The organism is Nonomuraea endophytica (assembly GCF_014203235.1).
GTDB lineage: Bacteria > Actinomycetota > Actinomycetes > Streptosporangiales > Streptosporangiaceae > Nonomuraea > Nonomuraea endophytica.
On record NZ_JACHIN010000010.1, the window covers coordinates 44,289 to 70,482 of the forward strand.

The 26,194-nt window shown below is 70.6% G+C and carries 24 protein-coding genes and 1 pseudogene; 14 read left to right on the forward strand and 11 right to left on the reverse strand.

All coding sequences use genetic code 11. The features are described from left to right. Window positions 1–35 precede the first annotated feature (35 nt). The 3 genes from HNR40_RS32720 to HNR40_RS32730 all read left to right on the forward strand — a co-directional run bounded on the left by HNR40_RS32720 (window position 36) and on the right by HNR40_RS32730 (window position 3,354). Window positions 36–1,139, forward strand: a complete 1,104-nt coding sequence (locus HNR40_RS32720) for an acyltransferase family protein (protein ID WP_184968244.1) — start codon at window positions 36–38, stop codon at window positions 1,137–1,139. Window positions 1,140–1,225: 86 nt separating this feature from the next. Continuing rightward, entirely contained in the window at window positions 1,226–2,740 is a 1,515-nt protein-coding gene (gene dop / locus HNR40_RS32725) for a depupylase/deamidase Dop (protein ID WP_221341153.1), read from the forward strand. 404 nt (window positions 2,741–3,144) lie between these two features. Further along, window positions 3,145–3,354, forward strand: coding sequence for a ubiquitin-like protein Pup (locus HNR40_RS32730; protein ID WP_184968246.1), 210 nt, complete (start codon window positions 3,145–3,147; stop codon window positions 3,352–3,354). A gap of 427 nt (window positions 3,355–3,781) precedes the next feature. On the opposite strand, the gene HNR40_RS32735 is transcribed toward HNR40_RS32730, so the two are convergent. Next, window positions 3,782–4,534 carry a TetR/AcrR family transcriptional regulator gene (locus HNR40_RS32735; RefSeq protein ID WP_184968248.1) on the reverse strand — a complete coding sequence of 251 codons (753 nt, stop codon included), beginning with the start codon at window positions 4,532–4,534 and terminating at the stop codon, window positions 3,782–3,784. A 58-nt stretch (window positions 4,535–4,592) separates the two neighbouring features. Here HNR40_RS32735 and HNR40_RS32740 point away from each other — a divergent pair. The 3 genes and pseudogenes from HNR40_RS32740 to HNR40_RS32750 form a co-directional block, all read left to right on the forward strand. Next, window positions 4,593–5,306 (forward strand): annotated as a pseudogene (locus tag HNR40_RS32740) (ABC transporter ATP-binding protein); the annotation flags it as partial. 56 nt (window positions 5,307–5,362) lie between these two features. Next, a complete protein-coding gene (locus tag HNR40_RS32745) occupies window positions 5,363–6,172 on the forward strand; it encodes an ABC transporter permease (RefSeq protein WP_184968252.1) in 810 nt (269 codons plus the stop codon). Between the two features lie 5 nt (window positions 6,173–6,177). Further along, window positions 6,178–8,415, forward strand: a complete 2,238-nt coding sequence (locus tag HNR40_RS32750) for an ATP-binding cassette domain-containing protein (protein WP_184968925.1) — start codon at window positions 6,178–6,180, stop codon at window positions 8,413–8,415. A 5-nt stretch (window positions 8,416–8,420) separates the two neighbouring features. Here the strand turns inward: HNR40_RS32750 and HNR40_RS32755 are convergent, their stop codons facing one another. From HNR40_RS32755 to HNR40_RS32765, 3 genes are all read right to left on the reverse strand, one after another. Continuing rightward, window positions 8,421–9,455 (reverse strand): DNA polymerase IV, encoded by a 1,035-nt coding sequence (locus HNR40_RS32755; RefSeq protein ID WP_184968253.1) that lies wholly within the window; start codon window positions 9,453–9,455, stop codon window positions 8,421–8,423. 115 nt (window positions 9,456–9,570) lie between these two features. Then, window positions 9,571–9,993, reverse strand: a complete 423-nt coding sequence (locus HNR40_RS32760) for a luciferase domain-containing protein (protein WP_184968255.1) — start codon at window positions 9,991–9,993, stop codon at window positions 9,571–9,573. 64 nt (window positions 9,994–10,057) lie between these two features. Beyond that, the gene (locus tag HNR40_RS32765; RefSeq protein WP_246509748.1) at window positions 10,058–10,492 is read right to left on the reverse strand and encodes a MarR family winged helix-turn-helix transcriptional regulator; all 435 of its coding nucleotides are present in this window, start codon (window positions 10,490–10,492) and stop codon (window positions 10,058–10,060) included. 95 nt (window positions 10,493–10,587) lie between these two features. Here HNR40_RS32765 and HNR40_RS32770 point away from each other — a divergent pair, with 95 nt between their 5' ends. After that, window positions 10,588–11,445, forward strand: coding sequence for an alpha/beta fold hydrolase (locus HNR40_RS32770; RefSeq protein WP_184968259.1), 858 nt, complete (start codon window positions 10,588–10,590; stop codon window positions 11,443–11,445). Between the two features lie 14 nt (window positions 11,446–11,459). Here HNR40_RS32770 and HNR40_RS32775 read toward each other — a convergent pair whose 3' ends face one another. Genes HNR40_RS32775 through HNR40_RS32790 form a run of 4 tightly spaced genes read right to left on the reverse strand, consistent with a single transcriptional unit; the run spans window position 11,460 to window position 15,575 of the window. Next, window positions 11,460–12,503, reverse strand: a complete 1,044-nt coding sequence (locus HNR40_RS32775) for an ABC transporter ATP-binding protein (RefSeq protein ID WP_184968261.1) — start codon at window positions 12,501–12,503, stop codon at window positions 11,460–11,462. Then, window positions 12,500–13,318, reverse strand: coding sequence for a carbohydrate ABC transporter permease (locus HNR40_RS32780; RefSeq protein ID WP_184968263.1), 819 nt, complete (start codon window positions 13,316–13,318; stop codon window positions 12,500–12,502). The genes HNR40_RS32775 and HNR40_RS32780 overlap by 4 nt, the downstream gene beginning before the upstream one ends. Beyond that, window positions 13,315–14,226 carry a carbohydrate ABC transporter permease gene (locus HNR40_RS32785; RefSeq protein WP_184968265.1) on the reverse strand — a complete coding sequence of 304 codons (912 nt, stop codon included), beginning with the start codon at window positions 14,224–14,226 and terminating at the stop codon, window positions 13,315–13,317. Before HNR40_RS32785 ends, HNR40_RS32780 begins: the two co-directional genes overlap by 4 nt. Beyond that, window positions 14,223–15,575 (reverse strand): extracellular solute-binding protein, encoded by a 1,353-nt coding sequence (locus HNR40_RS32790; protein ID WP_184968267.1) that lies wholly within the window; start codon window positions 15,573–15,575, stop codon window positions 14,223–14,225. Before HNR40_RS32790 ends, HNR40_RS32785 begins: the two co-directional genes overlap by 4 nt. A gap of 172 nt (window positions 15,576–15,747) precedes the next feature. Here HNR40_RS32790 and prcB point away from each other — a divergent pair, with 172 nt between their 5' ends. From prcB to HNR40_RS32820, 6 genes are all read left to right on the forward strand, one after another. Next, complete coding sequence (gene prcB / locus HNR40_RS32795) at window positions 15,748–16,596, forward strand: proteasome subunit beta (RefSeq protein WP_184968269.1); 849 nt, start codon at window positions 15,748–15,750, stop codon at window positions 16,594–16,596. A gap of 21 nt (window positions 16,597–16,617) precedes the next feature. Continuing rightward, the gene (gene prcA, locus HNR40_RS32800) at window positions 16,618–17,400 is read left to right on the forward strand and encodes a proteasome subunit alpha (RefSeq protein ID WP_184968271.1); all 783 of its coding nucleotides are present in this window, start codon (window positions 16,618–16,620) and stop codon (window positions 17,398–17,400) included. Window positions 17,401–17,896: 496 nt separating this feature from the next. Further along, window positions 17,897–18,454: a hypothetical protein gene (locus HNR40_RS32805; protein WP_184968273.1), complete on the forward strand. Its 558-nt coding sequence runs from the start codon at window positions 17,897–17,899 to the stop codon at window positions 18,452–18,454. A 75-nt stretch (window positions 18,455–18,529) separates the two neighbouring features. Next, complete coding sequence (locus HNR40_RS32810) at window positions 18,530–19,066, forward strand: hypothetical protein (protein ID WP_184968275.1); 537 nt, start codon at window positions 18,530–18,532, stop codon at window positions 19,064–19,066. Between the two features lie 51 nt (window positions 19,067–19,117). Further along, window positions 19,118–19,708, forward strand: coding sequence for a class F sortase (locus HNR40_RS32815; protein WP_184968277.1), 591 nt, complete (start codon window positions 19,118–19,120; stop codon window positions 19,706–19,708). 182 nt (window positions 19,709–19,890) lie between these two features. After that, entirely contained in the window at window positions 19,891–21,504 is a 1,614-nt protein-coding gene (locus HNR40_RS32820; RefSeq protein ID WP_184968279.1) for an ATP-binding cassette domain-containing protein, read from the forward strand. Between the two features lie 316 nt (window positions 21,505–21,820). On the opposite strand, the gene HNR40_RS32825 is transcribed toward HNR40_RS32820, so the two are convergent. From HNR40_RS32825 to HNR40_RS32835, 3 genes are read right to left on the reverse strand one after another with little or no spacing between them, the layout of a single operon-like run. Then, on the reverse strand, window positions 21,821–22,987 hold the full coding sequence (locus HNR40_RS32825) for a mandelate racemase/muconate lactonizing enzyme family protein (RefSeq protein ID WP_184968281.1): 1,167 nt from the start codon (window positions 22,985–22,987) through the stop codon (window positions 21,821–21,823). After that, entirely contained in the window at window positions 22,962–24,251 is a 1,290-nt protein-coding gene (locus HNR40_RS32830) for a cation:dicarboxylate symporter family transporter (protein ID WP_184968283.1), read from the reverse strand. The genes HNR40_RS32825 and HNR40_RS32830 overlap by 26 nt, the downstream gene beginning before the upstream one ends. Window positions 24,252–24,254: 3 nt before the next feature. Beyond that, on the reverse strand, window positions 24,255–25,364 hold the full coding sequence (locus HNR40_RS32835; RefSeq protein ID WP_184968285.1) for a mandelate racemase/muconate lactonizing enzyme family protein: 1,110 nt from the start codon (window positions 25,362–25,364) through the stop codon (window positions 24,255–24,257). 101 nt (window positions 25,365–25,465) lie between these two features. Here HNR40_RS32835 and HNR40_RS32840 point away from each other — a divergent pair, with 101 nt between their 5' ends. Further along, entirely contained in the window at window positions 25,466–26,170 is a 705-nt protein-coding gene (locus HNR40_RS32840; RefSeq protein WP_221341154.1) for an FCD domain-containing protein, read from the forward strand. The last annotated feature ends 24 nt before the right edge of the window (window positions 26,171–26,194 follow it).

Consider the following 26,194-nt stretch of genomic DNA (forward strand, 5'->3'; position numbering starts at 1 on the left):
GAACCAAGTGACGCACGAGCCGCGTCAAAGCGGGCGTGCATCGTCGGGCGCCGGAGCGGCTTGCTGAACTGGATCTGCTGCGGTTCGTCGCGGCGCTGGCCGTAGTGGCCTTCCACTACCTGGTGGCCTTCAAGTCCGTGTGGGGTGAGCAGCCCGCCGAACTGTTCCCCGCCGTCGCCCCGCTGGCCGGGCTGGGAATCCTGGGCGTCGAGCTGTTCTTCATGATCAGCGGTTTCGTCATCCTCATGAGCGCCTGGGGCCGAGGGCTGGGGGCGTTCGCCCGCTCCCGGTTCGTCCGCCTCTATCCGGCCTACTGGCTGAGCCTCGCCGCCGCCTTCGGCCTGTACGGCGTGCTCGCGCTCAAGGGGCCCGACCCCAAGCTGACCGGCGCCGAGTACGCCCTGAACGCCACCATGTTCCAGCGCCTGTTCAAGGGCATCGACGCGGTCGGCGTCTACTGGTCGCTCTGGGCCGAGCTGCGCTTCTACCTGATCATGGCCGTCATGATCCTCATCGGCATCACCGCCAACCGGATCCTGATACTCGGCGGCGTCTGGCTGGCCGCCGCCACCGGCGCCCTGTTCCTGGACAACCCGGTCGTCAACGAGATCGTCATGCCCGCCTACGCCCCCTACTTCGTCGCCGGCATGTCCCTCTACCTGATCCACCGGCGCGGCTCCTCCTGGCTGCCCTGGCTCTACGTCGTGGCCGGCTGGGCCCTGGCGCTCAACGCCGCGCTCGAACGCGTCGAACGCCGGGTCAAAGCCGCCGGATCGGCCGCGATGCCGGTCACCGACCTCGGCGTCATCCTCACCGTCACCGCGATCTTCGTGGTCATGGCGCTGGTCGCGCTCGGGCTCCTGCGGATGCGCTCCAACGGCCTGCTGACCGCGCTGGGCGGCACCACCTACCCGCTGTACCTGTTCCACTCGGCCGCGGCCGTGGTCCTCATCCCGCTGCTCGCGGGGGGCATGCCGCCGTGGCTGATCGCCCTCGTGACCGCGCTCGCCGCGATCTTGGTGTCCTATCTCGTCTACGCGTGCGTCGAACGTCCGGTCCAGCGACTTCTCAGACCACGCAAGTCATCCCGAACCTCATCAGCGCCCTCCGCACAGGTCGAAAAGGCGTCGGTGCCATAACTCTGTGGCCTTGGGGCACTGTGAAGGGCATAGGCTCGGGCATATAAACGGCGGATAGCGATTTGGCTGGACGACGAGAGGTGCGCATGACGGTGCGTCGGGTGATGGGCATCGAGACCGAGTACGGCATTTCCGTACCAGGTCAGCCAGGCGCCAACGCGATGGTGACCTCATCGCAGGTCGTGAACGCCTACCTGGCCGCCTCGGCGGCCCGGGCGCGCCGCGCCAGATGGGACTTCGAGGAGGAGAACCCGCTGCGCGACGCGCGCGGCTTCGACCTGGCCAGGGAGGTGGCCGATCCCAGCCAGCTCACCGACGAGGACCTCGGCCTGGCCAACGTCATCCTCACCAACGGCGCCCGGCTCTACGTCGACCACGCCCACCCGGAGTACTCCACTCCCGAGTGCACCAACCCCCGCGCCGCCGTCATCTGGGACAAGGCCGGAGAACGCGTCATGTACGACGCCGCCACCCGCGCCTCGGCGATCCCCACGAACGCCCCGATCCAGCTCTACAAGAACAACACCGACGCCAAGGGCGCCTCCTACGGCTGCCACGAGAACTACCTCATGCGCCGGGCCACGCCGTTCGCCGACATCGTCCGCCACCTGACGCCGTTCTTCGTCTCACGGCAGGTCGTGACCGGTGCGGGCAAGGTCGGCATCGGGCAGGACTCGCGCGGCGAGGGCTTCCAGATCTCCCAGCGGGCCGACTTCTTCGAGGTCGAGGTGGGGCTGGAGACGACGCTCAAGCGCCCCATCATCAACACGCGCGACGAGCCGCATGCCGACCCGGAGAAGTACCGCCGCCTGCACGTGATCATCGGCGACGCCAACATGTCGGAAATTTCGACATACCTGAAGCTGGGCACCACGGCGCTCGTGCTCGCCATGATCGAGGACGGCTTCCTGACCCGCGACCTCGCCGTCGACAACCCCGTCCAGGCCCTGCGCGCGGTCTCCCACGACCCCACCTGCCGCTACGAGATCGCCATGCGCGACGGCCGCAAGCTGACGGCCATCCAGCTGCAGATGGAATACCTGGAGCAGGCCAGAAAGTACGTCGAAGAGCGCGGCACCGCCCAGGACGAGATGAACAAGGACATCCTCGACCGCTGGGAGTCCGTGCTCACCCGCCTGGCCGACGACCCGATGCAGCTCTCGCGCGAACTCGACTGGGTCGCCAAGCTCGAACTCCTCGAGGGCTACCGCACCCGCGACGGCCTCGCCTGGTCCCACCCCCGCCTGCAGCTCGTCGACCTGCAGTACTCCGACATCCGGCCCGACCGCGGCCTCTACAACCGCCTGGTCGCCCGCGGCCGCATGCAGCGCCTGGTCACCGAGGACGACGTGCAGCGCGCCGTCGAGAACCCGCCCAACGACACGCGTGCGTACTTCCGGGGCCGCTGCCTGCGCCAGTACAGCGAGTCCGTCGCGGCGGCCTCGTGGGACTCGGTCATCTTCGACATCCCGGGCCGCGAGTCCCTGCAGCGCGTCCCCACCCTGGAGCCGTTGCGCGGCACGAAGGCCCACGTCGGCGAGCTCTTCGACCGCTGCCGCACCGCCGCCGACCTGGTCGCCGCCCTCACCGGCGGCGATTAATCTCTCACCCCTTTTGGGTTTAGAGCTCTTCTGTGTGTTAAGGCGCTTTTGTGTGTTTCAGGCACAATCTCGCCTTTCCGTTACGGCAAGCCGCCCCCACCCCCACCCGCCGACCACCCTCCCTCCGTCCAGGGAGACGGCGGGCAGGGCGTGCCAGCTGGCCCGCCGTAACGCCGCCCGTAACCACGCGGGCGGGCCTCCAGGTCTACACCGCCTTTTCCGGCCGGGGCGCCGAGGCCCTGTTCAGCGGCGCTGGTGGACCCGTCGCGCCCGGCTCGGGTTTACGTAGGGTGGAGCTGTGGTTCCGGGTCTGGCGAAGATCGCGCGGTGATGGACGCGAAATGTCGCTCGGTTCGGGGAAGATATGGCTTAGAGGCAGTCCCCCAAGCGGAGGTAGGTAGGACATGGCGACAAAGGACACCGGCGGCCAGAAGCAGGCCGGGCGGCGCGAGAGCGAGGTCGAGGAGACCGAAGCCTCGGCGTCCGCCGACGTCCAGGAGCGGCAGGAGAAGCTCACGGACGATGTCGATGCGATCCTGGACGAGATCGACGAAGTGCTCGAAGAGAACGCAGAGGAGTTTGTGCGCTCCTACGTCCAAAAGGGCGGCCAGTAGGGGCAAGCAGCTAGAAAAGGGGTGGAAACGCCCTCGCGAGGTGCGTGGTGCCCGGGTTGTGGTTGCTCTCCGGGTGCGGTCCATTCGGGTCACCGCGCGAGGGACGGGCGTGCGCGAGGCCGCCGTGGCCGGTGAGGTCGTGGACGGGCGCGCGTCGGGTTCGTAGGGGAGAACGAGGAGGAGTCCGGGCGAAAAAGGTCCACCAGGAATGGGCTGACCATGGCATGACCCAAAGACGACTTCGAGCGCGCTTCCGCCCATCGGGGCGGGCTCCGCGCCGACCGTCAGGCCGTTCCTGGGACCTTCGCCGACCCCCTCCACTGGCGCCACAAGGTCATCCGGGTCCCCGTGACCGATTCGTGGCACACCACCGCCTTGGCGATTCCGCAACAAGGCTCTGCTCTAACTTTTCCCACGGTGGCCGGCGTCACTTGATGCGGTGGGCCAGGCCGTCCAGCAGCATGTCGAGTCCCAGGCGGAACGCGCCCTCCGGGTCGGTGGACATGCCGGTGGTTTCGCCGACCGTGGTGGAGACGCGCTGGGCGATGGGGTAGGAGACGCCGCCCATGGCGGCGGCGAGGGCGGGGGCGACGCTCTCCCACCACTGCACGTCCGTCAGGGAGCTCTCCTGCCACACACGGCGCATCGAGATCACCCCACGGGCGGCGCTGGAGACGAGGCCCAGCACGGCGGTGAGCGTCTGGTCCATCTCGATGTCGCCGAGGCCCAGCCGGTCCAGGGCGACCAGTTCGGCTTCGTACTTGCCTGATACGCCGGGTCCCGGCACGGGGCGGCCGGGGGCGACGTCGACGGTCCACGGGTGGGCCATGTGGTGGTCCCAGTTGGCCTGGGCGACGCGTTCGATCCTGGCTCGCCAGGTCGCCGCCTCGGCCGGGGGCGGGCCGGTGGCGTACACCTCGGCGGCGACGGCGTCGAGCATCAGCTCGATCAGTTCCGCGCGCCCGGCGACGTGTGGGTAGAGGGCCATGGGGCTCACGCCGAGGTCGCCGGCGATCCTGCGGATGGTGAGCGCGTCGAGGCCCTCGGCGTCGGCGACCGCGATGGCCGCGTCGGTGACGCGTCTGGGCGTCAGGCCGGACCTGCTCACCGCTTCGGTGGGTTTCCACAGCAGGCCGATCAGCTTGATCGGGTCTCCGGGCCGTTCGGCTCTCTTCGCCATTCCGCGCTCCCATCTGTTTACGATGTATTATACATTGTCTAAAACGAAGGGAGGGCACATGACCAGCGAATCAGCACCGATCTTCGCCAGAGGGGTGCGCAAGCACTTCCCGGGCAGCGAACGTCCCGCGCTCGACGGCGTCGACCTCACCGTCAGGGCGGGCAGGGTCTGCGCGCTGCTCGGCGGCAACGGCGCGGGCAAGACCACGATGATCCGCATCCTGACCACGCTGACCAGGGCGGACGAGGGCGTCGTCCGGGTCGCCGGATGGGACGTGCGGGCCGAGGGCACGCGGGTGCGGGCCTCGATCGGGCTCGTCGGCCAGTACGCGGCTCTGGACGAGGTGCTCAGCGCCCGCGAGAACCTCGAGCTGTTCGGCCGGCTGGCCGGACTCGACCGCCGCCGCGCCCGCGAACGGGCCGGTGAGCTCCTCGGTACGGCGGGCCTGCAAGAGGTGGGCAGGCGCCCGGTGGGCTCCTTCTCCGGCGGCATGCGCAGACGGCTCGACCTGGCGACGTCGCTGATCACCATCCCGGCGGTGCTGTTCATCGACGAGCCGACTACCGGCCTGGACCCGCAGGCGCGCCGCGAGCTGTGGTCGTCGGTCAGGGCGCTCACCGCCGCCGGCACGACGGTGCTGCTGACCACCCAGTACCTGGACGAGGCCGACGCGCTCGCCGACGACGTGGTGATCCTGCGCGAGGGCCGGGTGATCGCCGAGGGCACGCCCGGCGACCTGAAGAAGCTCGTCGGCGAACCGCGCATGGAGCTGCGCGAGCCGACGCTCGAAGACGTCTACATGCACCTGCACGAGGGAGTGGCGGCCTCATGACGACGACGATCTCGACGGCTCCGGTGCGGACCCACGTCTGGCGGGAGGCGCTGATCCTGGCCGGCCGTACGCTGCGGCACTGGCGGGCGCGGCCGGTCGGCTTCGCGATCCAGGTGTTCTTCCCGGTGCTCGTCATCCTGCTCATGGGCGGGCTGCTCGGCGGCGCGATCGCGGGCAGCGCGGCGCAGTACATCCTGTTCGTGATCCCGGGCGTGCTGGCCTTCACGATGTTGTCCGGCATCGAGACCACGATGATCGCGGTCACCACCGACGCGACCAGGACCGTGACCGACCGCTTCCGCTCGCTGCCGATCTCGCCGGGGGCGGTGCTGCTCGGCCGGGTGCTGGCGGACATGCTGACCTCGGCCGTGGAGCTCGTGGTGATCACGCTGGCGGGGCTGGCGCTCGGCTGGCGGTGGGAGAACGGCGTCCTGCCGGCGCTGGCGGCGTACGGGCTGCTGCTGTGGTTGCGGTTCGGACTGCTCTGGGTCGGCGTGTGGGCGGGGCTGCGGGTGGGCTCGCCGGAGGCGGTCGGTGCTGTGCAGCTGCTGTCGTGGCCGATCGGGTTCCTGTCGACGGTGTTCGTGCAGCCGTCCACGATGCCGCCGTGGCTGGGCGCGATCGCCGAGCACAACCCGCTGTCGGCCACGGCCAGCGCGGTGCGCGAGCTGTTCACCGGCGTCCATCTGCAGGGCCTGACCTGGGCGGCCGACCACGCGCTGCTGTTCGCGCTGGTGGGGCCGCTGGTGCTGGCCGCGGTGTTCTGCCCGCTGGCCATCCGCGCGTTCCAGGGGCTGAGCCGGTGAGCGAGATGATCCGGGTACGCGGCGCGCGGGAGAACACGCTCAAGAACGTCGACGTCGACATCCCCAAGCGGAAGCTGACCGTCGTCACCGGCGTGTCGGGGTCGGGCAAGTCGTCGCTGGTGTTCGACACGCTCGCGGCGGAGTCCGGGCGCCAGCTCAACGAGACGTTCTCCGCCTTCGCGCAGGGCCGCCTGCCCAGCTACGGCCAGCCGGACGTCGACCACCTGGAGAACCTGTCCGCGGTGATCATCGTGGACCAGAAGCGGCTCAGCGGCGGCCCGCGCTCGACCGTGGGCACCGCGACCGACATCGGGGCGCGGCTGCGGCTGCTGTTCTCCAGGGTCGGCGAGCCGTCGGCCGGCTACTCCAACGCCTACAGCTTCAACGACCCGGCCGGGATGTGTCCGCTGTGCCAGGGGCTCGGGGTGGCGGCCACCGTCGAGGTGGCCGAGCTCGTGGACGAGGACCGGTCGCTGGCGGAGGGGGCGATCACGTTTCCGGCGTTCGCGCCCGGCCAGTGGATGTGGAAGGCGTACGCCCGCTCGGGCTTCTTCGACGTCGGCAAGAAGGTGCGCGACTACACCGCCGAGGAACGCGAGATCCTCTTGCACGCGCCCGCCGGCACACTCAAGCCCCCCGCGGGAATGGACGCGGTCGGCACCGCCTACGAGGGCGTGGTGCCCCGCTTCACCCGCATCTACCTGCAGAAGGAGCCGGAGTCGCTCAAGGGGGCGCAGCGCGAGGCGTTCGAGCGGATCGTGGCCAGGCGGCGCTGCCCTGAGTGCGCGGGCTCCCGGCTGGCCGCCCCGGCGCGGGCCAGCCGGGTCGCCGGGCGTTCGATCGCCGACTGCAACGCGATGCAGGCCGACGACCTGCTGGCCGTACTCGGGGAGTTCGACCGTCCTGAGGTGGCGCCGCTGGTGGCCGTGCTGCGGGAGCACCTGAGCCGGATGGTCACGCTCGGGCTGGGGTACCTGAGCCTCGGCCGGGCCACCTCGACGCTGTCGGGAGGGGAGTCGCAGCGGATCAAGATGGTGCGCCACCTGGGCAGCGCGCTGAGCGACCTGCTGTACGTGTTCGACGAGCCGACGGTCGGGCTGCACCCGCGTGACGTGGACACGCTCGGCGCGATGCTGCTGGCCCTGCGCGACCGGGGCAACACGGTGATCGTGGTCGAGCACGCCCCCGAGATCATGGCGATCGCCGACCACTGCGTCGACATGGGCCCCGGTGCAGGCGGCGCGGGCGGGCAGGTGGTCTTCGAGGGCCCGTACGAGCGGCTGCGCCGGGCCGACACCCCGACCGGCGCAGGTCTGCGCGCCGACCGGGTCGAACGCGGCGAACCCCGCCCGGTCTCCGACTGGATGCTCATCGAGCACGCGTCGACGAACAACCTGCGCGACGTCACCGTCCGCGTCCCCCGCGACGTGCTGACGGTGGTCACCGGCGTGGCCGGGTCCGGCAAGAGCAGCCTCATCCTGGGCCACCTGCCCACCGCCGCGCCGGACGCCGTCGTGATCGACCAGCGGCCGATCCGCGGCTCGCGGCGCTCCAGCCCGGCGACGTTCACCGGCCTGCTCGACTCCATCCGGCAGATCTACGCCCGCTCGACCGGCCGCCCGGCGGGCCTGTTCACCCCCAACTCGACCGGCGGCTGCCCCGACTGCGAAGGCACCGGCCTCATCTACACCGACCTGGCGTTCATGGAAGGAGTCACCACGCGCTGCGAGACCTGCCGCGGCCGCCGCTTCACCCCGGAGGCCCAGCGGCACACGGTCGGCGGACGCTCGATCGCCGACGTCTTCGAGATGAGCGTCACCGAGGCCAGGGCGCACTTCCCCCAGAAGCCGGTACGCGACACCCTCACCCGCCTGGCCGACGTCGGCCTCGGCTACCTCACCCTGGGCCAGCCCCTCACCTCGCTGTCGGGCGGCGAACGCCAGCGGCTCAAGCTGGCCACCGAACTGGCGGCGCCGGGCCGTACCCTCATCCTCGACGAGCCGACCACCGGCCTGCACCTCGCCGACATCGACCACCTCGTCGCGCTGCTCAACCGCATGGTGGACGCCGGCTCGACCGTGGTCGTCATCGAGCACAACCTGGACGTGATCCGCGCCGCCGACTGGATCATCGACCTGGGCCCGGAGGCGGGGCACGACGGCGGCCAGGTCGTCTTCACCGGCACCCCGCTGACCATGGTCGAGTCGGGCGCCACCCACACAGCCCACCACCTGCGCCGCTGACGTCCTCAGCGGCTGGAGTATTCCACGCCCACGCCCAGCAGCCGCACCGGCCGGTCCAGGGTGAAGCGGTCCAGGGCGGCCAGCGCGGCGGCCTCGACGGGGACCGGGTCGGTGGTGGCCGCGGCGAGCTTGGTCTGCCGGGTCTGCGTGATGAAAGGGGCGAACCGCACCTTCACCGTCACCCGGATGACGGTACGGCCCGCGTCCGCGGCCTCGCCCGCGAGGCGGCGGGCGAACGCCGTGACGTGCTCGCGCACGGCGGCCGGATCGGTGAGGTTGGTGGTGAACGTCGCCTCGTGGCTGTGGCCGCGCGGCACCCACGGGGCGTCCGTCACGGTCGTCTCGCCCTTGCCGAGCGCGAGGTAGCGCAGCCAGGGCCCGTTCGTGGGACCGAAGCGCCGGGCCAGCTCGGCCGGGTCGGCGGCGGCCAGCTCGGCGACCGTGTGCAGGCCCAGGTCGGCGAGCTTCTTGGTCGTCTTGGCGCCGATGCCCCACAGCGCCGAGGTGGGACGCCCGCCCATGACCTCCGTCCAGTCCTCGCCGGTGAGCCGGGAAACCCCCTCGGGCTTGCGGAACTGGGCGGCCAGCTTCGCCTGGTGCTTGTTGTCGCCGATGCCGATCGAGCAGGTCAGGCCGGTCTTCTCGACGACCGCCCGCTGGAGTTCGCGGGCCAGCGCGAACGGGTCGCCGGTGCGGGCGCCGATGAACGCCTCGTCGAGACCCCACACCTCCAGCGTGATCGGAAAGCCGCGCAGGACCTCCATGACCTGAGCGGAGGCGGCCTCGTAGGCGGGCATGTCGCTGGGCAGGAACACGCCGTCGGGGCACTTGCGCAACGCCGTGCGCATCGGCATCCCGGAACGCACGCCGTGCTCGCGGGCGGCGTAGGAGGCGGTGGCCACGACCGTGCGGGGGACGGTCGGATCGCCGTTGCCGCCCACGATGACCGGGCGGTCCCGGAGCTCGGGGTGCCGCAGGATCTCGACCGACGCCATGAACGAGTCGAGGTCGAGATGCAGGATCCAGTCCCTGGTGGACACCACTCCAGTATCCCGCCTCACGACGTGCGGGGACGCCGCGGGCCGCGCTCGTGACGGTTCGCGGGGGAGCGCCTGCCCGCCGCACGCCTTCTGGCGCGGGTACGGCGGGCGGGGGTCAGGCCAGAGCCGTCCCGGCCGGCAGGCGGACCGGCGCGTCGCGGTAGAGGGCGGCCGAGCAGGGGGTGACCGCCTGATGGCACCCGCCGCGGTCGCAGGCCTTGATGGCGACGCTGAGCAGGGTGAGCAGGAGGTCGGTGTCGTGTTCGGTGTCGAGGCGGATGCCGACCCAGTCCTCGCTGCGCCCGAAGACGACCCGCTCGGTACCGGCCAGCGCCGGATACATCCGGCAGATGGCCGGGCGGGTGAGGCGGAGTTCGGCGTCGTCGTCGGCGTGCAGGTGGAGGATCTGGCAGGTGCCGGCGGCAACGCCGACTCCGCATGTGCAGTACGGGGCTGTCGCCTCAAGGCCGGGCCACTCGCGCAGGAGCGTCAGCACCCGGCCGGCCTGGGAACCCAGGGCGATGCCGCTTGCTCGCATGTGCTTATCGTCGTCCTGCGCGCACGCGGAGCAAAGGCGGATGCCGCCAGGGTGTTCCCAATTGTTATGGAGTGATGTGCCGGGCGATGGCGGTGAAGGCGGCCAGCTGTTCGGGGGAGAGCGCTCCGGTGAAGTGGCGGCGTACCGCGTCGAGGTGGACCGGAGCCGCGCGGTCGTGCGCGCGGCGGCCCGCGTCGGTCAGGACGACGTCCTCGCCGCGGCCGTCGAGCTCGCACTTCTCCCGGTCGACGAGCCCGCGCTGCTCCATCCGGCCGAGCTGGCGCGACAGGCGGCTGTGCGCCCAGTGCAGGTGCTCGGTGAGGCCGCGCACGCGGATGCAGTGCTCGCCGCCGGAGAGCGCGGCCAGGGCGGCCAGCACGTCGTAGTCGGCCATCGACAGGCCGCTCGCGCGTTCCAGGTCGCGGGCGACCTCCGCGTCGACGTGCAGGCGCAGGCGGCGGTAGGCCTCCCACGCGTCGAGCGCGGTGTCGTCCCTCATCTCGGTCACTCCGGCAGTCTACGGGATTTCAGTGATATGTAACAGATCTTGGGGTAGGGTTGGTTACACGTAACGAAGTAGCGGGAGTGTGGGGCATGGAACGCAAGCTGGCGGTCAACGGGGTCGAGCTCAACGTCGAGAGGTCCGGGGACGCGGGTGACCCGGCGATCGTGCTGCTTCACGGCGCGGGGCAGTCGCTCGTGGCCTGGGAGGACGAGTTCGTCGCCCGGCTCGTCGCGGGCGGGCGGCAGGTGGTGCGCTTCGACAGCCGCGACGCCGGCCGTTCGACGAGCTATCCGGCGGGCGAGCCGAAGTACGGCCTGACCGACCTCGCGGCCGACGCCGCCGCGCTGATCGAGACGCTCGGCCTGGACCGGGCCCACCTCGTGGCCATGTCGCAGGGTTCGGCGGTCGCGCAGCTCGTGGCGCTCGACCACCCCGGCCGCGTCGCCACCCTCACCCTCACCGGCGCCACTCCGGGCGGCCCCGGCCACGAGTCGCCCGACCTGCCGCCGATGGCGGACGAAATCCTGGCGCTGTTCGCCGAGGAGCAGCCCGGGCCCGACTTTTCCGACCGCGCGGCCGTGCTCGACTACCTGGTCGAGAGTGAGCGCCCCTACGCCGGGGCCGTCTTCGACGAGGCGGCGCTGCGGGCCATGGCCGAGCGCGTCGTCGACCGCACGCCGAACCTGGCCGCCCAGCTCACCAACCCCTTCCTCATCGACGCCGGCCGGCCCTGGCGCGAGCGGCTCGGCGAGATCGCGGTGCCGGTGCTGGTCTTCCAGGGCGGCGCCGACCCGCTGTTCCCGCCGGGACACGGCCAGGCGCTGGCCGCCGCGATCCCCGGCGCGCGGGCGAGGGTGCTGGAAGGCGTCGGGCACGAGATCTTCCCCCGGCGCACCTGGGACGAGGTCATCCCGGCGATCCTGGCCCACACCGCCGCACGTCCTTGATCTCCTGCGGCCGGTCAGGCGAGCAGTGCGCCGTCGCGGTAGACGAGCGATCGAGCCGGTACGGCCCAGCGTCGCACCCCCAGCGCCGGCTCACTGCCCTCGGGCACGACGGCCTGCACGAGGTGGTCGCCGGACTCGAGCGTGACCAGCACGCCGGTGCCCAGGTTCTCCAGCACGGCCACGGTGCCCGGGATGCCGTCCTGGCGTTCGGTCTCGGACAGGCCCATGTATTCGGGCCGCACGCCGTACACGATCTCGTCGCCCTCGCCGAGACCGGCGGGTGCGGCGCGGACGGCGCCCGCGACGTGCAGCGCGCCACGGGTGCTGGTGCCGGGCAGCAGGTTCATCGGGGTGGAGCCGATGAAGGAGGCGACGAACGTGGTGGAGGGCCGCTGGAAGATCTCGGCGGGGGTGCCGATCTGCACCATGCGCCCGGCCGACATGACGGCGATGCGGTCGGCCAGCGCCAGCGCCTCGGCCTGGTCGTGGGTGACGAAGACGGTGGTGACGGCCAGTTCGCGCTGCAGGCGTTTGAGGAACGTGCGCGCTTCCAGGCGCAGCCGGGCGTCGAGGTTGGACAGCGGCTCGTCGAACAGGAACGCGGCCGGATGGCAGGCGATCGCGCGGGCCAGCGCCACCCGCTGCTGCTGGCCGCCGGACAGCTGGGCGGGCCGGCGGTGCAGCAGGTCGGCCAGCGACAGGCGGCGGGCCACCTCGGCGGCCTTGCGCACACGTTCGGCGCGGGGGACCTTCCTGATGCGCAGCGGGTAGGCGATGTTGTCGGTGACGTCCATGTGGGGGAAGATCGCGTAGTCCTGGAAGACCATGGCGACGTCGCGGCGGCCCGGGGGCAGGCGGGTGACGTCCGCCTCGTTGATGCGGATATTTCCGGACGTGGGGATTTCCAGGCCGGCGATCGTCCGCAGCAGCGTCGTCTTGCCGCAGCCCGACGGGCCGAGCAGCGCGAAGAACTCGCCGTCGGCCACCGTCAGGTCGATCGCGTCCAGGGCGCGCACCCCGCCGGGGAACACCTTGGTCAGGCCGTGCAGCGAGATCACCGCTTGATACCTCCGTGGAAGCGGAAGCCGTACCGCTGGGAGACGAACAGGTACATGGCCACCACCGGCAGCGAGTAGAGCAGCGAGAAGGTCGAGATGAGATCGAGCTTGGGCGCGCCGCCCTCGGTGTAGAGGGTGTAGAGGATCACCGAGCCGGGCGACTTCTCCGGATCGCGCAGCAGGATGAACTGGAACAGGAACCCGCCCCACACGCTGGCCAGCGCCCAGACTCCGATCGTGGCCAGGCCGGGGCGTACGAGCGGGACCGTGATGTGCCGCAGGATCTGCAGCGGCGATGCGCCGAAGACCCGCGCCGACTCCTCGTACGACGTGGGCGTCTCGTCCATGAAGTCCTTGAGAATGAAGATCGCCGCCGGCAGCAGGCCGCCGGAGACGACCAGGATGACGCCCAGATGGGTGTCGATGAGGTTGAGCCGGGTTGCCAGCTCGAAGATCGGGACCATGGCTGCCGTCCCGGTGACCACCGACGACAGCAGCAGAAGCAGATACAGGAGCACGTCCCGGCCGGGCACGGACACCCGCGACAGCGCGTACGCGGCGAGCGCGGCCAGCACCACGACCAGCACCGCCGCGCCCCCGCCCTGGATCAGCGAGTTGCCGATGGAGCCCAGCGCGTAGGGGTTGTCGAGGATGGCGGCGAAGTTGGCGAGCGTGAACTCCGGCACCGACGTGGTGATCGTGGGGGAGGCGTCGAACGGCGCCGCCGCCAGCCACAACATCGGCAGCGCGAACAAGGCCAGCACGACGGCGACGAAGACCGTGGAGACGAGCCTGCCGACCGTGTGCCTGATCATGCCGGCGGCCCTCCCGCGGCGGCCGTGGCCTCCTGCCGCCGCCGTCCGCGCAGCAGCCGCAGGTACGCCAGCGCGAAGACGAGGTTGATGAGCAGGATGAGGAAGGAGACCGCGGCGCCCAGGCCGAGTTCGCCGCCGCGCAGCGCGATGTTGTAGACGTAGATCGGCAGGATCTCCGAGCGGCCCTCGGGCCCGCCGCCGGTCAGCACGAACGGCGTGAAGTCGTTGAACGTCCACAGGCTGATCAGCAGCAGGTTCGTCAGCACGTGCCGGCGGATGAGCGGGAAGACCACGTCGCGCAGCTGCTGGAAGACGTTGGCGCCGGCCAGGCGGGCGGTCTCCAGGTGGGAGGGCGGCACGTTCTCCAGCGCCGCCGAGTAGAGCATCATCGAGAACGCGGTGCCCCGCCAGGTGTTGAAGACGATGATCGACAGCAGCGGGTGGTCCAGCAGCCACGCGAACCCCGGTGTGCCGAGCAGCGCGTTGAGCGTGCCGCCGTCGCGGTCGAGCAGCGCGAACCACAGGAACCCCACCACCGTCGAAGGCAGGATCCACGACAGCAGCACCACGCCCTCGACCAGCCGCCGCACCGTCCCGCGCCGGGTGCGCAGCACCCACGCCAGCGCGAACCCGAGCCCCGCCTGGCCGATCACGGCCGAGCCGCCCACGTAGGCGACGGTCAGCCACAGCGAGGACAGGAAGCGCGGGTCGCCGAGCGCGGAGGTGTAGTTGTCCAGCCCCACCACCTGCGGGTTCGCCGCCTGGAGCCCGGTCAGCCGGTAGTCGGTGAGCCCCAGGTAGATCGTCCAGAGCGCGGGGAAGACGAGGAAGACCGCGATGAGCACCAGCGCGGGCAGCACGAACGCGGTGGCCCTGGCGCGCCCGAGCCCGGCGGCATCGGTGATCATCCCGCGATGTTGGCCGCGCCGCCGACCAGCCGCTCCAGCTTGGTCTGGTACGCGACCGCCGCCTCCTCGGGCGAGGCGCCCGACACGACCGCCGCCGTGGCCTCCTGAAGCGCGACCGACACCTGCGGATAGACCCCCAGCGGCGGCCGGTAGGCGGTGATCGGCAGGACCTCCTCGGCGATGTACTTGAGCATCGGATCCGCCGTCAGCACCTCGGCGTTGACGTCGTCACGGGCGCTGATGCGCACCTGCCCGGCCAGCTGCGACTTGGTGGCCGCCGCCGAGTGCATGAACGCCAGCAGCTCCCAGGCCAGCTTCGGGTTCTTGGAGAAGGGGTTCAGCACGCGTACCGCGCCGCCGGACATCGAGACGAAGTCCTGGCCCCGGATGCCGCCGCCCGGCTGCTTGGCCGGGATCTTCGCGTAGCCGACGACCGCGTCACGCTCGGCCATGGGCGCCACGCCCGCCTTCGGCTCGATGACCGAGCGCCAGAAGTAGTCGCTCTCCGCCAGGATCGCGATCTTGCCCTCGGCGAACTGGGCGAAGGACTTGTCGCGGCCCTTGGCCTCCTGCTGCAGCTTCGGATCGCCCAGGCCCTTGGAGTAGATCTGCTGGTAGAAGCCGAGCACGTCCTTCATGGCCTGGGAGGCGCCGGTCCACTTGCCGGTGGTGTAGATCTCCGAGCCGGCGCCGGTCAGCAGCGGCAGCGCGCCCTGCATCGTGGTGGCCTCGCCCATCGCGGTGCCCGCGTTGATCTGGATCGGCACCGGCACCCCGGCCGCCTTCAGCTTGGTCCCGGCGTCGATGATCTCCTGCCAGCTCGCCGGCTGCCACGGCTCCGGCAGCCCGGCCTTCTTGAACAGCGTCCGGTTGTAGAACAGCACGCGGCCGTCGGTGCCCTGCGGCAGGCCGTACTTCTTGCCGTCGAAGATGCCGAGCCCCTGTACGGCCTGCGGGATCTGCGACCAGCCCTCCCAGCCGTCCACCGTGGGCCCGCCCACCTCCGCCAGCGGCTTGATGTAACCGGCCTGCGCGAACTCGCCCACCCAGATGCCGTCCACGTCGATCACGTCGGCGCCGGTCTTCGACTTGAGGTCCAGGGAGAGCTTCGTCTTGTACTGCTCGTCCTCGACGCCGCTCGGCTGGAACAGCACCTTGACGTTCTGATGACTCCGCTCGAACTCCGGGATCACCCAGGTCCTGATCCAGTCGGCGCTCTCGGAGTTCTTGCCGCCGGAGATCGAGTTGGCGGCGATCGTGAGGGTCACGCTCCCCGGGCTCGACGGCTGTCCGGTGCCGCAGGCGGCGAGGGCCAGGAGGAGGGCGGCGCCGATGAGCACAGGTCGCATGTCGGCCTCCAGTTGAGGACGTGCAGACATACCGACAATCGCACGACCCGACTCGGGCGTAAAGAAACGATCTGATGAACGGTTCGCCCTGAGCTGATCGTGGGAAGTGCATGGGGCAACGCAACATGAGTAGGGTCTGGCTAAAGGTAGTGACGATTGGGGAGGGAGTCGCGTGGCATCGCACAGGGATCTGCCCGCCGGCTTGGTTGACCGATTTTTCGTGAACTCGGGGAGTTCGTCGTTCACCGAGTTCGTCAGCTCGCACGCGCCGGAGTTGCTCCCGGTACGCGGCGAGATCCTGGCCACCCCCATCGGCGACCAGGTTCCGCACGCCACGACGATCGTGGCGGCCACCTTCGCGGGCGGCGTGGTCATGGCCGGAGACCGGCGGGCCACATCGGGGAACATGATCTCGCAGCGTGACGTGCAGAAGGTGTTCCGCACCGACGACTACTCCGTCATGGGCATCGCGGGCACCGCCAGCACCGGCATCGAGATGGCCCGGCTCTACCGCGTGGAGCTGGAGCACTACGAGAAGATGGAAGGCCGCACGCTGTCGGTCAACGGCAAGGCCAACCGCCTGGCCACGATGATCCGCGGCAACCTCGGCATGGCGATGCAGGGTCTGGTGGTGGTGCCGCTGTTCGCCGCCTACGACCCCGACAAGGACGAGGGGCGCATCTTCAGCTATGACGTGGCGGGCGGGCCGTACGAGCGGGAGCGTTTCGACGCGATCGGCTCCGGCTCCATCTTCGCCCGCGGCTCGCTGAAGAAGCTCTACCGCGACGGCGCCGGCGCCGACGACACCGTGATGACGCTCATCCAGGCGCTCTACGACGCGGCCGACGACGACTCGGCGACGGGCGGACCCGACGTGACCAGGAAGATCTGGCCGCTCGTGTCGGTGATCGACGCCAACGGGTTCCGCCGGCTCACCGACGAGGAGGTCTCCGGATATGTCGAGCAGATGCTCGAAGCCCGGTTGATCTCGCCTGACGGTCCCATCGCCCCGCTGCGCTAGAAAGGAACACCTGCGGTGTCCATGCCTTTTGGATATGCCTCCCCAGAGCAGATCATGCGGGACAAGGCGGACTACGCGCGCAAGGGCATCGCGCGGGGCCGCTCGGTCGTCGTACTGCAGTACGAGGACGGCATCCTGTTCGTCGCGCCCAACCCGTCGCGGGCGTTGCACAAGATCAGTGAGATCTACGACAAGATCGGCTTCGCCGCCGTCGGGCGCTACAACGAGTTCGAGGAACTACGGCTGGGCGGCATCCGCTACGCCGACATCAACGGCTACACCTACGACCGCTCCGACGTGACCGGCCGCGGCCTGGCCAACCTCTACGCCTCCAACCTCGGCCGGATCTTCACCGAGTCGATCAAGTCGCTGGAGGTCGAGGTCGTGGTGGCCGAGGTCGGCGACACGCCCGACGGCGACGCCATCTACCGGCTCACCTTCGACGGCTCGGTCTTCGACGAGCACGGCTTCACCGTGATGGGCGGCCAGGCCGAGGCCGTCTCCGGCCGCCTGAAGGAGCGCTACCGCGAGGCGATGCCGCTGGCCGACGCCCTTGAGGTCGCGCTGGTGGCGTTGACGGAGCCAGGTGGCGAACGGCCGCCGGTGGCCCAGCTCGAAGTGGCGGTGCTGGACCGCAACCGCGAGCATCGCAAGTTCCAGCGGCTGACGGGGGCACGCCTGGAGCGCATCCTCCCCGCCGCCCCGCCGCCCTCACCCACCACCACGACCGAGCCCGACGACGCCCCCACAGGCCCACCCACGGGCCCGGACGGCGACATAGACGACGGCTCCTCACCCCTGTAGCGAACCGGGCCTGAGGGCTCGTCGGCTTCCGGGCCGAAGCGACACCTGGGCGCCGCGGCAAACCGCCGCGGCGCCCACGCACATCCCAACCCAACCCTCTCCCGCCCCGCCTCGCTGCCCCGCCGGCCGGGCCCACCCACGCCCGCCTGTCGGCCCGTAGCCACGCACATCCCGACTCACGCGCTCCTGCCGCCCTGTCCGAGCCTCGGCGGCCCGGCTGTCGGCCCGGAGCCACGCGCCCCTCGCGCTCGGCGCTCCGAGCCCTCGCGCCCCGCGTCTGCCGGTCGGTTGCGGCTCGTCTGCGGCTTGCTTGTGGTTCCACCCACGCCGCTTTTCGGGTACTGCCTGCCGTGTCGCCACGCCATTCCGGCGAGGAGGCGCAGTCCCGGATGCCGTTCGGGTGCCGTGTGGGCCGGGGCTGCCGGGGGTAGTGGGTGTGACGTGTGTCACGTGGTGGTGTGCGAACCAGGGCGCGTGTGCGGGGATCGTAGATCGTGTGAAGACTTCGACCCGATACATCCTGGCCGGCAGCGCTGTGGCCGCCTTGACCATGTCCTTCGTCAGCACCGCCTACGCCGGCACGCAGAGCACCATCACGCTGCCCGTGACGTCCATGGCGATCCCCAAGTTCAAGGCGCCCAAGGTCTTCGGGACCACCTTCCAGGCGGACCCCGGGCACGACTTCACCAAGGGCGTCCACTCGCGGCGCGACGGCATCCTGCGCGGCTGGATCACCCACGTGAGCGGCGTCAAGGCCGAGTACGAGCCGATCAAGTGGAAGAAGGGCACCCAGACCGAGGGCCACTTCGTGGGTCCGCCGGAGGGCGACGTGCGGGCCTATGCCTCGCCGATCGCGAAGAACGTGGTGTTCCTGTCGGCGTTCGGGTGCAAGGCGTCCATGCAGCACATGACCGTCGACCGCAACACCGGGCTCGGCAACAAGCGGTGCTCGCAGTCGGTGCTGATCAAGCGCGCCAAGCAGTACGAGCGTCCGGCGCTTATCACCGTCTACAAGGGGAAGATCGTCCGAGTGCAGGAGATTTACACCCCGTAGTTCCAAGGTGGGTCTTACGTTGGGGCTTGCGGCGGTAGGTGATCATAGAAAGTGGATCACCGCTGGAGGCAGCAGATGCGTGGGATCGCCGCCGCTTTGACCGGTATCACCGTGGCGCTGGGGGTGGCCGCGGTCCCGGCCCGGGCCGACGAGGACCTGGGCCTCAGGCCGTCGACCGTGCGGGCCGGCGGATGGGTGACGGTCCGGCTGCTGTGCGACCCCGATGCCGAGTCGGGGATGATCGACGGGCCCACCTCGTTCGGGGAGATCCCGATCGACGACCTGGGCGACGGCCGCTTCGAGGACGACATCCGCGTACCCATCGGCACTCCGCGGGGGCGGCAGCCGGTCTACGGGTACTGCGACGACGAGGACGAGCCCACCAGCAGGGCCTCGTTCACCGTGGTGGGGGGCAGGCCGCACGGCGGCGCCTACACCGGCTTCGGCGGTACGGCCCCGGCCCTCGCATCCCGGCCCAGCCCAGCAGATCAGGGCGCGGAGAGCGGGCTGCAGCGAGGAGCCCCGGGAGGCGCGCTCCTGTGGGCCGGAATCGGAGCGCTGGCGCTGGGCGGAGTCGCCGCGATGCGCCGCCGGTCCCGCCGCAGGGGCTGAGATGCGCCGTTGCGGGTTCGGGCCGAAGGGGGTTTCGGTCGGGGTGGTCTTGTGAGGGCCGGGGCCATCGGGGTTGTGCTGGTCGGGGCCGTTCTCGTGGTGGTGGGGAAGCCCGGGCTGGAGAAGGTCCTTGAGGGGCTCACCGATCTGGTTCCTTCCGCGGCCGTCGCGCCTATGTCCAGGTCTGAGCCTGTTCGTCTGGAGATCCCCGGGCTCAAGCTCAAGGCCGGGATCACCCCGCGCGGCCTCAACAAGGACGGCACCGCCCGCGTCCCGAGCGCAAGCCAGGCGCACCTGGTCAGCTGGTACAAGCACGGCCCCGCGCCAGGTGAGCCCGGCGCCGCCGCACTGTTCGGCCACGTGGACTCCACCACCGGCCCGGCCGTCTTCCACAGCGTCGCCACCCTACGGCCCGACGCGTTGATCAAGGTGGTCAGGGCCGACGCCTCGACGGCCATGTTCCGGGTCCGCTCGGTCGAGGCCTTCCCCAAGCGGGACTTCCCGTCCGAGCGCGTCTACAGCGACACCGACCGCCCGGAACTGCGCCTGATCACCTGTGGCGGCACGTTCGACCCGGTCAAGCGCGAGTACGCCGACAACGTGGTCGTCTTCGCCGGGCTCGCCGGCCGTACCGGAAAATGAGGAGCGACCTCGGCGGCCTGTCCGATACGCTGATTACATGCACTATTACTACTTCCTCTAAGAGGGACGGCGCCAAGCCCCCGACTACGTCCGACGCGGCCCCATGAGTGGCCCCGGGCGCGGCGAGGCGTATCCGCCGTCCGTTTCTTTTCGCGGGGCTTGGCCCCGTTCTTGGAGGAAGTGTGTCTACCGCTCTTTCCCTGCGCGCCCGCGCCCACCTGAGCGCCACCGATCTTCGCGTCACGCGTGGCGGGCAGCCGGTTCTGCTCGGTGTGAGCCTCACCGTCTCCCCGGGCGAACGCCTGGGCGTCGTCGGTGAGAACGGCCGGGGCAAGACCACGTTGCTGCAGGTCCTGGCCGGGGTTCTGGCTCCGGACGCGGGCGAGGTCAGCCGGGCCGGCACCATCGGCGTGGCCGATCAGGAGATGCCCGTCGGCGACGACCGCACCGTCGGCGACCTCATCGACGTCGAGCTCGCCGAGGTACGGCGGGTGCTGACGGCGTTCGACGAGTCCACGGCGGCGCTGGCCGAGGGGCTGCCGGGCGCCGAGCAGGAGTACGAACGCGCGCTGGCCGACGCCGAGTCGATCGGCGCGTGGGAGGCCGACCGGCGCGTGGACGTCTCGCTGGCCGCGCTCGGGGCCGTCGACGACCGTGCCCGGCCGCTGGCGGGGCTTTCGGTCGGGCAGCGCTACCGGATCCGGCTGGCCTGCCTGCTCGGCGCCGGGCACGACATGCTGCTGCTCGACGAGCCGACCAACCATCTCGACGCCGCCGGCCTGGACTACCTGACCGCCCGGCTGCGCGAGCACCCGGGCGGCGTGGTGCTGGTCAGCCACGACCGGGCGCTGCTCAGCGACGTCGTCACCACCGTGCTCGACCTCGACCCGACCCGCGACGGCCGTCCCCGTACCTACGGCGGCGGCTACGAGGGCTACCGCGAGGGCCGCGCCGCCGAGCGCGAACGCTGGGAGACCGACTACCGCGACCAGCAGAGCGAACGCCGCCGCCTGGCCGACGACCTGTCGGCCGCGCAGAACCGGCTCAGCACCGGCTGGCGTCCCGAGAAGGGCACCGGCAAACACACGCGTGCCACCCGGGCGCCCGCGCTGGTGCGGGCCGTACACCGGCGGCAGGAGGCGCTCGAGGCCCAGGTGCTGGACGTGCCGAAGCCGCCGATGCGCTTCCAGGCGCCGCCGCTGCCCGCCCCGCCCGGCGTGACGCTGCTGCGCGCCGACGGGGTGGAGGTGGCCGGGCGGATGCGCGGTCCCCAGTCGGTGCACCTGCGCGCCGGCGACCGCCTCGTGGTCACCGGTCCGAACGGCGCGGGCAAATCGACGCTGCTGGCCGTACTCGCGCAGAGGCTCGAACCCGACGCGGGCACGGTGCAGCGCGGCGGGCGGGTGGGACTGCTGTCGCAGGAGTCCCCGGAGCCGTCGCGGCGGCCGGCCCACGAGGTGTTCGACGCGGCGATGGCGCGGCTGGTCAGCACCGGCGTGCTGGCGGAGGGGGAGCGGCTGGGCCTGTCGAGCCTCGGCCTGCTGCCCTCACAGGCCGCGCACCGGCCGGTGTCGGAACTGTCGATCGGGCAGCAGCGCCGCCTCGACCTGGCGTTGCTGCTGGCGGCCCGCCCGCAGGTGGTCCTGCTGGACGAGCCGACCAACCACCTGTCGATGGCGCTGGTCGAGGAACTCACCCATGCCTTGTGTGTGACAGCCGCCGCCGTCGTCATGGCCACCCACGACCGGCAGTTGCTCCGTGATGCCGCTGATTGGCCCCGTCTCTTGCTTCGGTGACGCATCCGTGGGTGTTTCAGTAGAAACGCGCCCATCCGTTACGGCCTAGCCACGCCCACCCCCACCCGCCGCACGTGCCCGGCCTCCGTCCAGGGAGACGGCAGGCCGGCGCGCGTGGCGGGCCGCCGCGACGCCCGCCCCGCCAGCCCGTTACCGGCGCACCCATAACCCAATCGGCCCCCGGGACGATGCCTTGGCCGGAGAGCCGGAGAGCCGGAGAGCCGGAGAGCCGGAGAGCCGGAGAGCCGGAGAGCCGGAGAGCCAGAGGGGCGGAGAGCCAGAGGGGCGGAGGGGTGGAGGGGTGGAGGGGTGTGGGTTAGGTGTGTAGGGATTGGAGGATTTGGTGGAGTTTTGCCTTGTTCTCTAGGCCTATGCCCGGGTGGTCTGGGAGGCGGAGGTGGCCGTTTTCGATGGTGGCGTTGTCGGCGAAGCCGCCCGTCGGCTCGAACTCGCCCGGGTAGGACTCGTTGCCGCCGAGCTTCAGGGCGGCGGCGATGTGCAGGGCGAACTGGTGGCCGCCGTGCGGGATGCAGCGGCGGGCCGACCAGCCGTGCCGCTGCAGCATGGCCTGGATGCGCAGGTATTCGGCCAGGCCGTAACTCAGGACCGGGTCGATCTGGATGAGGTCGCGGTCGGGGCGCATGCCGGCGTACCGGAGGAGGTTGCGGGCGTCGGGGAGGGAGAAGAGGTTCTCGCCGGTGGCCAGCGGTCCCGGGTACTGCTCGGACAGCGTGGCGTGCAGGGCATGGTCGAGGGGGTCGCCGGGTTCCTCGTACCAGGCGAGGCCGTAGGGCTCCAGCGCGGCGCCGTAGGCCAGGGCGGTGGCCAGGTCGAAGCGGCCGTTGGCGTCCACGGCGAGGTGGGCGCCGTCCACGACGTCGAGGACGGCTTCGACGCGGCGCAGGTCCTCGCGCAGGGACGCCCCGCCGATCTTCATCTTGACGGTGGTGTAGCCGAGGCCGAGGAAGCGCCGCATCTCCGCCTGGAGGTCCTTGAGCGTCCTGCCGGGGGCGTAGTAGCCGCCGGCGGCGTAGACGAAGACGGACCCGTCCGGCTCGCCCAGGGCGTGGCGGTCGCACAGCCAGCGGTAGAGCGGCTTGTCCTCGATCTTGGCGGCCAGGTCGTGCAGGGCCATGTCGAGCACGCCGACCGCGACGGAGCGTTCGCCGTGGCCGCCGGGCTTCTCGTCGCCGGTCATGACGGGCAGCGCCTTGACCGGGTCGAAGGTGACGCCGTCGTCGGTCAGCAGGCTGTCCGGGTCGGCTTCGAGCAGGCGGGGCGCGATACGGCGGCGGATGATCTCGCCCGCGCTGTAGCGGCCGTTGGAGCTGAAGCCGTAGCCGGTCAGCGGGCGGCCGTTCCTGATGACGTCGCTGACGATCGCCACGATGGAGCAGTCCATGCGGCCGAAGTCGATGTAGGCGTTGGCGATGGACGAGCTGATCGGGATCGTTCCCTCATGGATGGCGATGATCCGCGGCATGGGCCTTCTCCTTGCGTGGGCCGCCGATGGTCTTCTCGAACAGTTCGCGGTCCAGGCCGCCGTCCTCCCACCGGGCCACGACCACGGCGGCCACCGCGTTGCCGAGCACGTTCGTGACGGCCCTGATCAGGGAGAGGAAGCGGTCGACCGACAACACCAGCGCGAGGCCGGCGATGGGCACCAGCCGCACCGCCGCCACGGTGTTGGCCAGCGTCACGAACGCCGATCCGGTGACCCCGGCGGTGCCCTTGGACAGCACCAGGAAGACCAGGAACAGCAGGAGCTGGTCGCCGAGGCTGAGCGGCACGCCGTACACCTGACCGATGAAGACGACGCAGATGGGGATGACGACGGCGACGCCGTCGAGGTTGAAGGAGTAGCCGGTCGGGACGACCAGGCCGACCACCGAGCGCTTGCAGCCGAACTCCTCCAGGCGCGCCATGAGCTGCGGCATGACCGACTCGGACGAGGAGGTTCCCAGCACGATGTACAGCTCGCGGCGCAGGGCGAGGACCAGGCGCAGGTAGGAGAAGCCGGCCATGCGGCAGATCGGGACCAGGACGACCAGCATGAAGACGGCCAGCGCGAGGACGGAGACGCCGACGAGCTTCATGAGCGCGGTGAGCGTCTCCGGGCCGTACTTCCCGACGGTGTACGCGACGGCGCCGAAGGTGCCGATCGGCGCCAGGTACATGATGAAGCGGATCATGCTGAAGAACACCTCGGCCAGGCGCGTGCAGCCGCGGGCGATGGGCTCGCCCACCTCGGGCGGCAGCGCGAGCAGGGCCAGGGCGAACAGCACGGCGAAGATCAGCACCTGCAGGACCTCGCCGGTGGCGAAGGAGCCGACGGCGTTGTCGGGGATCATGTGGGTGAGCCAGTCGGCGAAGGTGCGCTCGGTGCCGCCCTTGACGTAGTCCGTCAGCTCCTCCGAGGCGCCGGCGGGCGGGGCCACTCCCGCGCCGGGCCGCAGGAGGTTGACCGCGGCCAGGCCGATGAGCATGCCGAGCGTGGTGACGATCTCGAAGTAGATGATCGCCTTCAGAGCGATCCTGCCGACCGACTTCAGGTTGCCGGCCGAGACGATGCCGCTGACCACGACCAGGAACACCACCGGCGCGATCACCAGCTTGATGAGCGCGATGAAGACGTCGGCCAGGGGCTTGAGCTGGGCGCCGGTCTCCGGCCACACCAACCCGAAGATCGCGGCGGCGATGGCCGCGACGAGCACCTGCATGCTGGTGTTACGCGCTAACGCCCGCATGGCTCACCGCACCAGGGTGTCGCGGAGCGCCCCGCGGTCGACGTCGAGGCCGAGCCCGGGCCGGCCGGAGAGCGAGATCTTCCCGGCCTCGGGAACGGGGGAGCCGGGGAACAGCTGCAGGCCGACCTGGCCCATGCCGAGGTGCCATTCGAGGATCCAGCCGTTCATCATGCCCGCGAGGGTGTGCATGCTGAACAGCGGCCAGCCTCCGCCGTGCGCGACCGGCAGGTTGTAGATCTGGGCCAGGTGGGCGGCCTTGCGCGCCTCGGTGAAGCCGCCGCAGTAGCAGGGGTTGGGCTGCAGGATGTCCACGGCGCGGCGCTCGACCAGTTCGCGCAGCCGCCAGCGGTGGCCTTCCATCTGCCCGGCGGCCAGCGGGATCGAGGTGTGCTCGCGCAGGTCGGCCAGGGCGCGGGCGTCGTTCTGGTGCAGCGGTTCCTCGAACCAGGTCAGGTCGCAGTCCTCGACGGCGCGGGCCAGGTACTTGGCCTCGGTGGGGGTGAACAGGTAGTTGGCGTCGATCATGAGGTCCACGTCGCCGCCGACCGCCTCACGCACGGCCCGGATCCGGCGGGCGTCCTCGCGCCAGCCGCCCCCGTCCACGCCGACGACCATCTTCAGCGCGGTGAACCCGGCCGCCACCTGCAGACGGGCGGCCTCGGCGAGCTGGTCCCTGTCGTACTGCGGGAAGCCGAACGTCACATAGACCGGCAATTGTGTACGGGCGCCGCCGAGCAGGGAGGCCACCGGGCGGCCCTCGTGCTTGCCGGCGATGTCCCACAGGGCGATGTCCAGCAGGGACAGGGCGCTGGAGACCACGCCGGTCATCGTGCGGGGGTTGAGCTTCTGCCAGACGCGCTGGTGGACGGCCTCGACCTCGCGCGGGTCGAGGTCGGCGACGACGGGCAGGAAGTGGTGCTCCAGGGCGGCGACGACGGAGCGGGCCAGGAAGTGGCCGGTGACGGCCACGCCGGTCAGGCCCTCGTCGGTCTCGACCTCGCAGAAGACGAACTCCTTCTGCTCGGCTCTGCCGTACCCGGCGACCCGGCCCTCCAGCAGCGGCACCTCGATCGAGGTGGTGTGCACGCTGGCCCGGATGTCCTTGATCTTCATGCTGTTCCTTCGTTCGGGGGGTGGTGGAAGGAGCTTCTCCCCGAAAATCGTCAACTGTCAACGATTTGCAATTTGCGGAGTGCTGGGATAGGGAAGATCGAGTGGGCGACTACACCGACGCGCTCCGGCGCCGGGTGGCCGAGCGGCAGGCCACCTCACTTCCCCAGCTGATCGTCGAAGAACTCGAAAACATGATCATCAACGGCGCGCTGAAGGGCGGTGACCGGATCAACGAGTCGGCGCTGGCCATGCGGCTGGGCGTCAGCCGCGGGCCGGTCCGCGAGGCCTGCCGCCAGCTCGAACGCAGCAGGCTGGCCGAGTTCCGCGCCAATCGCGGCATGTTCGTCAGGGAGATCTCGGTCGAGCAGGCGGCCCAGCTCTACGACATCAGGGCGAGCCTGTTCGGGCTGGCCGGGCGGCTGGCCGCCGAGCGGGCCGGCGAGGACGACGTGGCCGGGCTGCTGGACGTGGTCGAGCGGCTCCGGGACTGCGCCGACATGGATCACTACTATCCGCTCAACGTGGATCTGCACCGGCGCCTGGTGGCGTTGTCCGGCAATCCCCGCCTGGTCGAGCTTTATGACGATATTTCCAAGGAACTGCACCTGTTCCGCCGCCACGGCCTGGAGACCGACGCCGCCCGGGAGATCTCCAACGCCCAGCACGGGGAGATCGTCGAGCGCATCGCCGCCGGTGACGCGGTCACGGTCGGCCGCCTGATGGAGGAGCACATCCTGGCCGGCAAGAGCCGCATGCTGGGTGGGTCAGCACACGGCGTACCGCGCGCCGTATCGAACAAAGAGTGATATGTCGGGACATGCGGCGCGGGC